Origin of the sequence: Marinifaba aquimaris (genome assembly GCF_013328345.1) — a bacterium.
Taxonomy (GTDB): Bacteria; Pseudomonadota; Gammaproteobacteria; order Enterobacterales; family Alteromonadaceae; genus Marinifaba; species Marinifaba aquimaris.
This window is the reverse complement of the sequence record NZ_JABULX010000037.1, coordinates 1-13,271: the sequence shown is the minus strand read 5'-3', so window position 1 is coordinate 13,271 and position 13,271 is coordinate 1. Positions and strand designations below refer to the sequence as shown.

The window sequence follows — 13,271 nt, the reverse complement described above, 5'->3', positions numbered from 1 at the left end:
TAAAATTAGATGAGGAACTTTAACTAGCCAAAAAACTGGTCAGATGAGTTGGTAACAAAGTATGACAATAAGATGACATTTAAAAGTCATAAATAAAAAAGCCAGCTAATTAGCTGGCTTTTTAGTAAATTTAAATCAACGAGTTAGGCTTAACCCTTTGCCTCGCGTGACGCGCGCTTACGCTCGTTTTCTGTTAAGAATTTCTTACGAATACGTACGTTTTCAGGCGTTACTTCAACTAATTCATCATCATCGATAAACTCTAACGCTTGTTCTAACGTGTACTCGATTGGTGGTGTTAATACCTGAGCATCATCAGTACCAGATGCACGAACGTTAGTTAATTGCTTACCTTTAAGTGGGTTAACCGTTAAGTCGTTATCACGACTGTGGATACCGATAACCATGCCTTCGTAAACTTCAACACCGTGACCGATAAATAAACGACCGCGCTCTTGTAAGTTGAATAATGCGTTAGTTAACGCTTTACCTTGGCCGTTTGAAATTAAAACACCATTCTTACGTTGACCAATGATGCCACCTTTGAACTCACCGTAGTGATCAAATGAGTGGTACATTAAACCAGAACCCGATGTCATCGTCATAAAGTCAGTTTGGAAACCGATTAAGCCACGGCTTGGTACTGTGAAATCAATACGTACACGACCTTTGCCATCTGGAACCATGTCAGTCATTTCAGCTTTACGTAAACCTAACGCTTCCATTACTGAACCTTGGTGCTCTTCTTCGATATCAACCGTCATCGTTTCGATTGGCTCAATAAGGTTGCCGTTTTCATCTTCTTTAATAATTACTTCTGGACGAGATACCGCAATCTCAAAACCTTCACGACGCATGTTTTCAATTAATACACCTAAGTGTAATTCACCACGGCCCGATACTTTAAACTTATCAGGGTCATCTGTTTCTTGAACACGTAAAGCAACGTTGTGAACTAATTCGCTTTGTAAACGCTCTAGGATTTGACGAGAAGTTACGAACTTACCTTCTTTACCACAGAAAGGAGAAGTGTTTACTTGGAAAGTCATTGTAACTGTTGGTTCATCAACCGTTAGTGGTGGTAACGCTTCAACGTTGTTTGGATCACATAAAGTATCAGAGATCTTTAATTCACCAGCACCTGTAATTGCAATGATGTCACCAGCAGAAGCTTCGGTACGCTCATAACGGTCAAGACCTAAGTAACCTAATACTTGGCCAACTTTAGCGTTACGTGTATTACCATCAGCCCCCACTACAGTCACTTGCTGGTTCAATTTCACTGAACCGCGCTTAACACGACCGATACCAATTACACCTACGTAGCTTGAGTAGTCAAGCTGTGAAATCTGCATTTGGAAGTCACCTTCAGGATCAGCTGCTGGTGGCTCTACTTTATTGATGATGGCATCGAACAATGGCGTCATGTCTGTGCCTTGCTCTTCTGCTTCATTAGACGCCCAACCATTGATTGCTGATGCGTAAACTACGTCAAAGTCTAGTTGCTCGTCTGTTGCACCTAAGTTGTCGAATAAATCGAATACTTGGTCCATAACCCAGTCAGGACGTGCCGCTGGCTTATCAATTTTGTTGATAACAACAATTGGCTTTAAACCATGTGCGAATGCTTTTTGCGTTACGAAACGCGTTTGTGGCATAGGACCTTCTTGTGCATCAACAAGTAGTAATACTGAATCAGCCATTGAAAGTACACGCTCAACCTCACCACCGAAATCGGCGTGGCCAGGAGTATCTAGAATATTGATGTCGTAATCTTGATATTTGATCGCCGTGTTCTTAGCAAGAATGGTAATACCACGCTCTTTCTCAAGGTCGTTTGAATCCATTACACGCTCTTCATTGTCACCGCGTGAATCTAATGTGCCTGATTGCTCTAGTAACTTGTCAACTAAAGTTGTTTTACCGTGGTCAACGTGCGCAATGATGGCGATATTTCTTAACTTATCTAACACTGGTCTATCTCAAATATTGATGAGGCAATTTGCCTAGACTAAAAATTGCGCGCATTGTACACATTTGCGGGGGTTCTAGATAGTTTGATTGGCGAAAAACTTAGGATTTAATTTAAAATTCATCAACAAATCAGTTGCCTATATGCCTTTGTCTTATAAGGAAAGCTCAATTTAACCTATTTAAGCAATAAAAATGCACTGTGCTTTTTTTACTGAATAAGCTATTTTTATTGCGAATTTGATCTACACACAGCTCATTGCACCGATAACGTGCAACAAAGCACCAAGCTAGTGCATAAATTCACACTTTTAAACAAACTGCCCCTCCAGAGGGCAGGAAAACAAAGCAGTTTAAAGTTGGCATGGATCTGGCTTAATACAAACCACGCTAACAAAGTCATTGTTAAATTTATTTTTTATAATTATCACTTACCGGAGGACAGATAATGTCAGCAGCTAAGGTATTAGAACTATTAAAAGAAAGCGAAGCTAAATTCGTAGACTTACGTTTCACTGATACTAAAGGTAAAGAACAACACGTTTCTATTCCTACTCACCAAATCGATGAAGACTTCTTCGAAGAAGGTAAAATGTTCGATGGTTCTTCAATCGCTGGTTGGAAAGGCATCAACGAATCAGACATGGTTTTATTACCAGACGCAAACACTGCGGTAATCGACCCATTCGCTGAAGAAACAACTGTAAATATCCGTTGTGACATCGTAGAGCCTTCAGACATGCAAGGTTACTCACGTGACCCGCGTTCAATCGCTAAGCGTGGTTTAGAGTACTTACGCTCTACTGGTATTGCTGATGACGTATTCTTCGGTCCAGAGCCAGAGTTCTTCTTATTTGACGACGTTAAATTCAAAGCTGACATGTCTGGTGCTTCATACCAAATCGACGCTGAAGAAGCTTCTTGGAACTCAGACAAGTCATACGAAGGTGGTAACTTAGGTCACCGTCCAGGCGTTAAAGGCGGTTACTTCCCAGTTCCTCCAGTCGACTCAGCTAACGACATCCGTGCTGCAATGTGTTTAATCATGGAAGAAATGGGCTTAACTGTTGAAGCGCATCACCATGAAGTTGCAACTGCTGGTCAAAACGAAATCGCTTGTTTATTCAACAGCATCGTTGAAAAAGCTGATGAAATCCAAATCTACAAGTATGTTGTTCACAACGTTGCACACGCATACGGTAAGACAGCTACATTCATGCCTAAGCCATTAGTTGGCGACAACGGTTCTGGTATGCACTGTCACCAATCATTAAGCAAAGATGGCGTTAACATCTTCGCTGGTGACAAGTACGGCGGATTATCACAAGAAGCTTTATGGTACATCGGTGGTATCATCAAGCACGCTCGTGCAATCAACGCATTCGCTAACGCTTCAACTAACTCATACAAGCGTTTAGTACCTGGTTTCGAAGCACCTGTAATGTTAGCTTACTCAGCTAAGAACCGTTCTGCTTCAATCCGTATTCCACACGTACCAAGCCCTAAAGCTCGTCGTATCGAAGTACGTTTCCCTGATCCAACTGCGAACCCATACTTAGCATTCACTTCAATGTTAATGGCTGGTATCGACGGTATCAAAAACCAAATCGATCCAGGTGAAGCTGCAGATAAAGACTTGTACGACTTACCTGCTGAAGAAGCACTTGCTATCCCTACTGTTGCTAACTCATTAGAGCAAGCTTTAGAAGCGTTAGATGCTGACCGTGAATTCTTAACAGCTGGTGGTGTATTCAGCGACGATACAATCGACGCTTACATTGCACTTAAGTCTGAAGAAGTAGAAAGATTAAACATGACAACTCACCCAGTTGAGTTCGAAATGTACTACTCTGTATAATCTTTTTTAAGATTGATGAAAAAGCTCGCAAATTGCGGGCTTTTTTTTTGTAGAAAATTCATTCCCCGCGGGTTACATTATTACAAAGTGTTTCTATGTAAAGTTAGGGGAAGTATGTTTAGTTTGTCTGTTAAAACGTGGCTAACAGCACTTGCTCTTGTGTGTTCAGCACAGGCAGTGGCAAATAAGGTCTATGTTTATCGTAATGCTGAAGGTGTACTTGTTTTCTCTGATGCACCACAAAGTGATAAGAAAGCAGAAGAAGTTAAACTAACGACTAAGCCAACTGTAGTGCCAAGCGAAGATACCAGTGTACTGCAATCTCAAACCCAGCAAGTTGCGCAACAAACTTACTCCATCTCGTTACAACAACCGCTCGACCAAGCTACCATTCGTGATAATACAGGTTCTGTTTACGTTACAGCAGGGGTTAAACCCAGCCTTAAAAAAGGCCTAAAAGTTCAAATCTACCTAGATGGCAAACCTTACGGTCAACCAATGAGCCGAACGACTGAGATCCTTCGCAACATTGACCGCGGTGAACACCAAATAAAAATGGCACTTATCAACGGTTCAGGCAAGAAAATTGCAGAGACTGAAACAAATACATTTTATTTGCACCGAGCAAGAGCTGGCGGCTAAATTCTTAGTTAGATAACCTGACCTTTTCGGTGCGTTGCACTAAAATAATGCAAATTATTTTAGTGCTGTACTTGATAGGTCTGCTGTGTACCAAGAACAAATACTGAATCATTTATCCAGTTCAACTATTCTTACCGATGCTGAACTGCACATTTTGTTTGCCAACCCGGCTGCAGAGGACTTTTTGAGGATCAGTGCAAAAAGACTGACGGCCTATCAATTTCCACAAATCTTTAAACGCTCGAGTTTAGATCTCTCGCACTTTGAGCAATGTATCCGAGACAGACAGTCTTTTACTGACTCTGAAGTGAACTTAGTCACTTTTGACGATAATCACAGTACAGCAGAAATTAGCGTCACCCCGATAGTGCAGCTTGATGAGCAGAAGCAACAACAGATTCAACTGTTGATTGAAATCAAGCTGCTCGATCAATACCAAAAGATTAGCCAAGAAAGCTTTGTGCAATCTCAATTACACGCCTCTCGTGATTTGATTCGCGGTTTAGCCCATGAAATCAAGAACCCCTTGGGTGGTATCAGAGGTGCAGCGCAAATCTTAGAAAAAATGCTGGCCGATGAAGATTTAAAAGAGTGCACTCAGGTGATCATTGAACAATCTGACCGTTTGAGAAACTTGGTAGACAGATTGCTCGGCCCAAATAAGCTAACTCAGCACAAGCAAACCAATATTCATAAAATCATTGAGCAAGTAAAGCAGCTACTTGAAATGGAAGCAGAGCAAGGCATGCATTTTGATAGAGATTACGATCCGAGCATTCCCGACTTTGAAGTAGATCCAGAACAAATTCAGCAAGTGTTTCTCAATATCGCCCGAAATGCGATGCAAGCATTGGATAATAGTGGGCAAATCAAATTTGTCACCCGCGTGGCACCCCATACGATTATCCGTGGAAAACAACACAAGCTTGTCGTCGTCACCAAAATCATTGATAACGGCCCGGGAATCGCTGAAGAAATCAAAGACACTTTGTTCTACCCCATGGTTACAAATAAAGCAGATGGCTCGGGATTAGGGCTATCGATTGCGCAAACATTAGTACAACAACACGAAGGTAAGATCGAGGTCGAGAGTTGGCCAGGGCATACTGAATTTTCCATCTACTTACCCATCATTGAACATCCGAGGCAGGCAGTATAATGACAACAGAAAATCAAGTTTGGATCATTGATGACGACAGCTCAATTCGTTGGGTATTAGAAAAATCACTTAAAGCAGCTAACATCACTAGCCAAAGCTTTGCAAACCCGCTTGAAGTGTTATCTGCACTTGAATACGAAGCACCACAGGTAGTGATTTCAGATATTCGCATGCCGGATATGGATGGTATGGAGCTGATGAAAAAAGTCCATGAATTTAGTGCAGATATTCCAGTGATCATTATGACTGCCCACTCAGATCTCGACTCGGCGGTTAATTCTTATCAAAGTGGCGCATTTGAATATTTACCTAAACCGTTTGATGTAGATGAAGCTATTTCATTAACTGAGCGTGCATTGAGCCATGCCAATGAAGTGCAATCGAAAAAGCACAAGGTCGAACCGCAAATATCAGGTGGTGAGATCATAGGTGAAGCGCCAGCCATGCAAGAGGTCTTCAGAGCAATTGGTCGTTTATCTCGCTCTAGTATTAGTGTACTCATTAACGGTCAATCGGGTACAGGTAAAGAACTAGTAGCCAATGCACTTCACAAGCACAGCCCGCGAAAAGAAAAACCCTTTGTGGCGCTAAATATGGCAGCCATTCCACATGATTTAATTGAATCAGAGCTATTTGGTCATGAAAAAGGGGCCTTCACAGGTGCTCAAACGATTCGTGAAGGACGTTTTGAACAAACCGACGGTGGTACATTATTTTTAGATGAAATCGGGGATATGCCACTTGAGGTACAAACGCGATTACTTCGCGTGTTAGCCGACGGCCAATTTTATCGAGTAGGCGGTCGTGTACCAATTAATACTGATGTCCGCATTATTGCAGCAACCCATCAAAACCTTGAAAAGTTAGTAGCAGAAGGGAAATTTAGGGAAGATTTGTTTCATCGCCTAAACGTAATTCGCGTCCATATTCCTTCTCTTAAAGAACGCAGAGAAGATGTTCCAGTGCTAGCTCAGCATTTCCTTAAACAAGCAGCCAAAGAAATTGCTGTCGAAGAAAAGACACTATCGAAAGAAGCAAAAGATTATATGGTCAACCTACCTTGGCCAGGTAATGTGCGTCAGTTAGAAAACACCTGTCGTTGGCTAACGGTCATGGCTAGCTCAAAAGAAATTCTGGTTAACGACTTACCACCTGAGCTGCTTGAAAACCCTACACCTGAAATGCATAGCAACCTCAATGGTAGCTGGCAATCACTGTTGGTTGAATGGGTTGATACCGAACTCGCATCGGGCAAGAAAAACATCTTGGACGATCTGTTACCTGAGTTTGAGCGCATTATGCTTTCAAGAGCACTTGAACATACGCGCGGACACAAACAAGATGCTGCAAAAGCGCTAGGATGGGGTCGAAATACCATCACTCGCAAGCTAAAAGAGCTCGATTTGTAAGTTAGGTTTGGCAGTTATAGAGGCTAAGGTTAAACTAAAGCTTACTTTAGCCCGCAACTTTTTAACTGCCGAGTAAATGGACAACAGAGAACACAACTGGTCTGATTTTTTTACCAACACTATCGAGCCATTTTGGCATCAATACGCACACCAGTGGGTTTATCAACCCACACCTGAACTCAACGTACATTACGCACTTATCGAGCATCCCAGTCGACAAAAACTCATCATCTTAATATCTGGACGTTGCGAAACATTCTTAAAAAACAAAGAGCTCATTTTCGACTTACACCAAGCTGGCTATTCAGTATTAACTGTTGATCATCGCGGTCAAGGTTTATCAGATAGAGAGCTCAAAGATACAGAAAAAGGCTATATCAGTCAGTTTGACTGTTACGCTGATGATTTACACGCCATTATCAAAGAAACGCGTTGTTTGGCCAACTATGCTGATGTCGCTATCTTAGCCCATTCAATGGGCAGTGCAGTGGCTTTAGATTATTTGTATCGCTATCAACCCGACATAAATGCAATAGCTATGACGGCACCTTTGTTGGGAGTAAACGCAGGGCCATTAAACCAAAGCCAAGCCCTATTATTGAGTGAGAGCGTGTTGTGGTTTGATACCCTAGCCAAAAAAGAAGCAGGGTATTTTATTGGCCAAACACCATACAACCCTACAGCATTTGCAGATTCACAGCTCACTCACTGTGAACCAAGGCATCAATATTGCCAACGCGTATTTGCCCAAGATGAAATTCGTTTAGGCGGCGTCACTACTCATTGGTTAAATCAAACCCTGAAAAAAATTAAACAGCTCAATGAAAATGTTAGCAGGTTGAACAGCCCTACACTGCTACTGCAAGCAAGTGAGGAAAGTGTCGTATCTAACAAAGCTCAGCTAACTTGGTTAGAGAATGCTAAAAAAGCCGATAAAGATATTCAGTTTATTGAAGTTGTGGGGGCGAAACATGAAATTTTGCAGGAATCTGATAACATCCGCAGCCAAGCATTAACCCAAATTCTAGATTTTTTCGAGGCACATTCGTGTTAAACATCATTCTATTCAACCCAGAAATTCCGCCAAATACTGGCAATATCATACGTTTATGTGCCAATACTGGCTTTAAACTACACCTAGTTGAGCCCTTAGGTTTTGAATGGGACGACAAACGTTTACGCCGTGCTGGTATGGACTATTCAGAATTTGCAGAAGTTAAGCGCCATAAAGATATCCACGCATGCCTTGAAGATATCGGAGAAACGAACCTTTACGCCTGTACCACTCATGGTACGCGTTATCACTCTGATATCGAATACAAAGCAGGCGATAGCTTATTATTTGGCTCAGAAGGAAAAGGTTTACCGGTTGAAATTCGAGAAGGCATGATACCGGCAGAGAATCGCGTATTACTGCCAATGGTACCAGAGAGTCGCAGCTTAAATTTATCCAACTCAGTAGCCATATTTGTCTACGAAGCCTGGCGTCAACTTGGTTATCAAAACGCTAAGCCACCAAAATAAACTCTAAACTATGCTGAAGCTCACATAATGTGGGCTTTTTCATATAATTAAACAGGCAATCAAAGCTAGCTATTCGACCCTCTCCTCACTGATAAATCAGCAATTACCCACCTCAAACATCTCAATTTGTTATATATCAAGCTTTTTTAATTACAAATAAGCTACAACCGTAACAAAATGTTGCGTCCATTGAGTACAGTTTGTACACTTAACAAAAAAGCTAAAACAACAATAATTAAACGGATTTATCTATGAAGTACCTAAGCGCCAGCTATGCCTTGGTGATAAGCCTTTTCGCCCTCACTTTTTCTACCCATACACATGCAAACGAGCTCGATGATGCCTTAGCAGGGATTGTGGATGAGAATTTAAGAATTTGTGTAAAATGGCGCCTAGATAGACAAGGTTATACTGCTGTTGAAGAACTCAAAGATTTACAGTGCTTAAGAACAAGCCCCATTTCGACATTAGATGGCTTAGAGCAATTCATAAATATAGGAAAATTAAGAATTCTTTACGCCAGTTTAGAAGATGGCTCATTAAATGCGCTTGCTAAGCTCACAAATATTTATGAACTTGATCTTACTGAAAATAACCTAACTGATCTGGAAGAATTAGTATCACTTGTAAAAGATCACCCTCAACTTTTATATCTGAACTTAAATGACAACCCCTTCTATGACTATTCAAGCCTAAAAGACCTTCCTCAGCTATTCAATATCAGGATAAAAGATAGATGTAATTATTTTGTATGGGAAAAATATTTAAGTTTTGACGCTCTCCCTCTTGCTTGCACAATAGACAAAACACTTGACTCAGATAACGATGGTATCAGTGACAAAGATGAGCTGATTGCGAAAACAAATCCAAATGACGAAAATGAAACACCAAAAACTATCGGAGCAGTGTCATTTCCCGATCCAGTATTAGCCTCGTGTTTAGCCCCGTATAATGAATTTTACCCTGCTGAAGTAACAGAATTAAAATGTAGTAATCGGTATACGACTCAAATATCTGATATTACAGGTTTATCGGAGTTAACCTATCTATCAATACTTGATTTAAGTGGTAACAATATTAATAATTTCTCTGCTCTTTCTGGTATTGAAGCACTGTCTGAATTAGACATTTCAAAAAATAATGTAATGGATTATGGTAGTTTAACAGTCGCTCTTAAAGCACTACCTAACGTTAAAGAAGTTAATCTAACAGATAATAACACTGATGATTTTTATCCGTTCGTCGGTCTGCCAAACGAACTAAACTTGGTTATGGACAGTAACTGTCATAAGCCTAATGAATATATTTCCTACCCAAATTATCTATCGTCTTTAGGAGATTTATCACAAGAGTGTATCGTCGACCCAACTCTTGATTCTGATCAGGATGGCTATTCAGACAAACTTGAAATGAGATTGAATCGCGCCCCTTATGATATTAACGATACACCGACACCAATAACATCACTCAACTTAACCGATTCTCATTTTGAACGGTGTGTTAATAATGACTACAACAAAAAAACACAATTTATCTATGCCGAAGAATACTACCAACTAACCTGCTTAGAACAGGATATAGAATCCATATCAGGTATTGAAGACTTTAAAAATTTAGAAATTTTAACTTTTAACAGTACAACGAAGTTAAGTGATTTAACGCCAATTACCTCACTCTCTTTGTTACGCTCACTCAGTCTCTTCAATACTCAGCTTGATGATTTAAATGGTTTAACTCAAGATATCTTATTAAAAATTCCCAGCCTCACAGGTTTAACTTTAATCGAACCTAAAATCTATGATTTCTCACCGCTAATCGCTACTAATTTAAATATAAGAATTGACGATAACAGGTGCGTTAACTTTAAAAGCACCTTTGTTACATCGGATAGCCTTCCTATAGCGTGCATTGTATCCACCACATTAGATAGCGACAACGACGGTGTTACCGATAAAGAAGAATACGCGGGATTGACCGATCCGTTTGATGCAGCTGATTACCCAACTGCAATAACAGACATTAATTTTTATGGTGATAACGAGTTAAAATCCTGTATTGACTACAGAGCGAGTCAATACAAATTTGATTATGCAGAACAATTCACTCAAGTTTTTTGCTTAGGTTATGATGCAACGAGAATAGATGCATTGAGTGCATTTAAAAATGTTAAATGGATTGGATTAGAGTTAAAAAATACGGCATCAGTTAGCTATTCGGAACTAAGCCATCTTACTAAACTGGAAAACTTTAAATTAGTAGAAGAATGTACTCAGTTTACCGAAATATCAGTCAATGAAATTAGCGAACTGCCACAAGCCTGCACCATAGATCCTTTAATTGATAGTGATAATGATGGCTTAACTGATAAAGCAGAAATTATTGCTGGCACTGACCTCAATGATAGTAGCGACCCAATCCAGTTAATATCAAATATTCACTTTGAAGATAACGAGTACAAGCAATGTGTATTAGATACTGGCAAAGTGAATATCGCTGAATTAGAAACCTTATCGTGTGAAGGCGAATTTACCTCGATTGTTGGTACTGAAAAGCTTTTTGCACTTGAAGAGATAAGTCTAATATCGGCTAATTTAGATGATATTACTCCACTTAAAATCCTGCCTCTTTTAAAAAATACCTATCTACATACACCAAAACTAGAATGCATGTTGAAAGAGTGGAACGAATATACCTGGAACGGCTTGTATTATACGAAAGAAACAATACCTGAAGCATGCTGGATAGACCCGACCCTCGATTCAGACAACGACGGAATTAACAACGTTAATGAGATAGTGCTTAAAAGCGACCCTTTTGACGGTCAGTCAACACCTCTATTAGTCAAAGACATTAATTTTAGTGACCAAAATTTAGCATCGTGTGTTGAAAAAACAGGTAAAACCTATGCACTGCGTATTTTAGACTTAAGATGTGAAGATAAGTCCATCACCACTTTGGAAGGTATCGAACCGCTTTCACACCTTAAGGACTTGTATGTTTCAAATAACCACATCCATGATATATCTAACCTCGTATCATTACCGATTGATATTTTAGATATAACGAACAACTCAATTAATGACTTTTCAACCCTTAAAAATATGCCTGTGCGCCAATTAAGTATAACAGGCTACAGTAAGGGAGATTTTCATAATATTTTAAAACACATGCCGGAATTGACAGACTTTTCTATCGACGGTAACAGTGTTGATGAAGCCTTTGCGAAAGAAATTAAAGCCGAACAAAAATTCAAATATATCTACCCATTAGGCTATTATAACTTCAGTACCCTAACGATAAGTCCCATTATTGAGGCATTTCAAGATATAACCAGTAGTCATAATCATTTATATCTAAAAAACTTTGATGCTTCAGTTACTATCACAGATGAATTTGATGGTATTGAAAGCATCTATTTTGTTAATAGCAAAGTTAATAACTTTGATTTTATAGAAAAAATTGAACAACTTAACATCGAGCATAGCCAGTATGCTGATTACAACTATGATAATTTGATTCAAGCAATTAACTCAGCAAATTTACTTTCACTGGGCTTTAAGCTTAAAGCTCCTTTCGACTTCAATTACTTTAAACAAATAAAGCCATCACAAGAAGTAAATATCACTGTATTTGAAGACTCGGGAAATACATGTATAGACGGTAAAAAATCATTTAATGGTGTATACAACATACCAGGTGAGTGCTTTTCAAATCAGGTTACCGACACTCAGACAAGTACTGACACTCAGACAAATACTGAAACTCAGACAAATACTGAAACTCAGACAAACACTGATACTCAGACAAATACTGATACGCAAACAGATACTGATAGCCAAGTACTGATTTCATCTTTGACATTTAAAGATCAACACCTAGCAAATTGCGTCAACAGAGTAGCGAATAATCAGCAGGCACAATACGTAAATGAGTTATTTTCGTTGTACTGTTCTGGTAAAGGTGATGACCATATTCAGAGCTTAGATGGATTGGAGCAACTAACCTCTCTAATTGATTTTGGGGTTATTTCAGAGCAGCTAGATGATATAGACGCCATCTCAAATCTACGAGTGTTATTTCATGATCTTTACCTAAGTAGCCCTAAACTGACTAGTTTAGATGCACTTAGTCATTTCAATCTGCTGCATAATTTAACACTCATTACCCCTAATTTAGATGATATTAGTGCCCTCAATGATTTCTCATTGGAAAACCTATACTTAGAAACTGAGCAAGAGCTTGATATCAGTGTACTTAAGAGACAAGTAGGCCTGGTTTCTATCCTCATTCAAAGTAAAAACCTTACAGATGTCAGTGCACTAGCTAATTTAACAGAACTACAAGTAGTTACAGTCGTATCAGACAAACTCGTTGATATTAGCCCACTCGTGAACTTAAGGCTTGTCGATTCCTTTAACTTCAAGCACACAGCTCTCGACTGTATCGCACAGAGTGAAAGAGATAAGACGTTAAAGTACGAAGAAATACCTGTTGAATGTTGGCAAGCACCAACAACCACCGAAACATCAACTGATACACAAACCGCTACTCAGACAAGTACGGATAGTGAGACGGTGACGGTGACGGAAACTCAGACGAGTACTGAAACGGAGACTGAAGTGGTAACACCTCCTGCGCCAAGACCAAGGCCGTTACCTCCTATATTTGGTCCATTACCGCCAGCTACCGACCCGGAAACAGAAACAGC

8 protein-coding genes are annotated in these 13,271 nt (G+C 39.8%); 7 read left to right on the top strand and 1 reads right to left on the bottom strand.

Features of this window, described 5'->3' with window-relative positions; all coding sequences use genetic code 11:
- Positions 1 to 149: 149 nt before the first annotated feature.
- Positions 150 to 1,973, bottom strand: a complete 1,824-nt coding sequence (gene typA, locus HR060_RS17160; RefSeq protein WP_174201515.1) for a translational GTPase TypA — start codon at positions 1,971 to 1,973, stop codon at positions 150 to 152.
- A 446-nt stretch (positions 1,974 to 2,419) separates the two neighbouring features.
- Between typA and glnA the strand changes: the two genes are divergently transcribed.
- From glnA to HR060_RS17125, 7 genes are all read left to right on the top strand, one after another.
- Positions 2,420 to 3,829, top strand: coding sequence for a glutamate--ammonia ligase (glnA, locus tag HR060_RS17155; RefSeq protein ID WP_174201514.1), 1,410 nt, complete (start codon positions 2,420 to 2,422; stop codon positions 3,827 to 3,829).
- Between the two features lie 114 nt (positions 3,830 to 3,943).
- The gene (locus HR060_RS17150) at positions 3,944 to 4,471 is read left to right on the top strand and encodes a DUF4124 domain-containing protein (protein WP_174201513.1); all 528 of its coding nucleotides are present in this window, start codon (positions 3,944 to 3,946) and stop codon (positions 4,469 to 4,471) included.
- Between the two features lie 85 nt (positions 4,472 to 4,556).
- A complete protein-coding gene (gene glnL / locus HR060_RS17145) occupies positions 4,557 to 5,630 on the top strand; it encodes a nitrogen regulation protein NR(II) (RefSeq protein ID WP_174201512.1) in 1,074 nt (357 codons plus the stop codon).
- Positions 5,630 to 7,039, top strand: coding sequence for a nitrogen regulation protein NR(I) (gene glnG, locus HR060_RS17140; protein WP_174201511.1), 1,410 nt, complete (start codon positions 5,630 to 5,632; stop codon positions 7,037 to 7,039). Before glnL ends, glnG begins: the two co-directional genes overlap by 1 nt.
- 76 nt (positions 7,040 to 7,115) lie before the next feature.
- Positions 7,116 to 8,093, top strand: a complete 978-nt coding sequence (locus HR060_RS17135; RefSeq protein ID WP_174201510.1) for an alpha/beta fold hydrolase — start codon at positions 7,116 to 7,118, stop codon at positions 8,091 to 8,093.
- Entirely contained in the window at positions 8,087 to 8,563 is a 477-nt protein-coding gene (gene trmL, locus HR060_RS17130; RefSeq protein ID WP_174201509.1) for a tRNA (uridine(34)/cytosine(34)/5-carboxymethylaminomethyluridine(34)-2'-O)-methyltransferase TrmL, read from the top strand. Before HR060_RS17135 ends, trmL begins: the two co-directional genes overlap by 7 nt.
- A gap of 251 nt (positions 8,564 to 8,814) precedes the next feature.
- On the top strand, positions 8,815 to 13,271 hold a 4,457-nt coding region (locus tag HR060_RS17125), incomplete at its 3' end, for a hypothetical protein (RefSeq protein ID WP_174201508.1).

Bases quoted from the DNA above. Each gene is read 5' to 3' on its own strand.
- glnA (WP_174201514.1), top strand. From the start codon at position 2,420: ATGTCAGCAGCTAAGGTATTAGAACTATTAAAAGAAAGCGAAGCTAAA.
- HR060_RS17150 (WP_174201513.1), top strand. From the start codon at position 3,944: ATGTTTAGTTTGTCTGTTAAAACGTGGCTAACAGCACTTGCTCTTGTG.
- glnG (WP_174201511.1), top strand. From the start codon at position 5,630: ATGACAACAGAAAATCAAGTTTGGATCATTGATGACGACAGCTCAATT.
- HR060_RS17135 (WP_174201510.1), top strand. From the start codon at position 7,116: ATGGACAACAGAGAACACAACTGGTCTGATTTTTTTACCAACACTATC.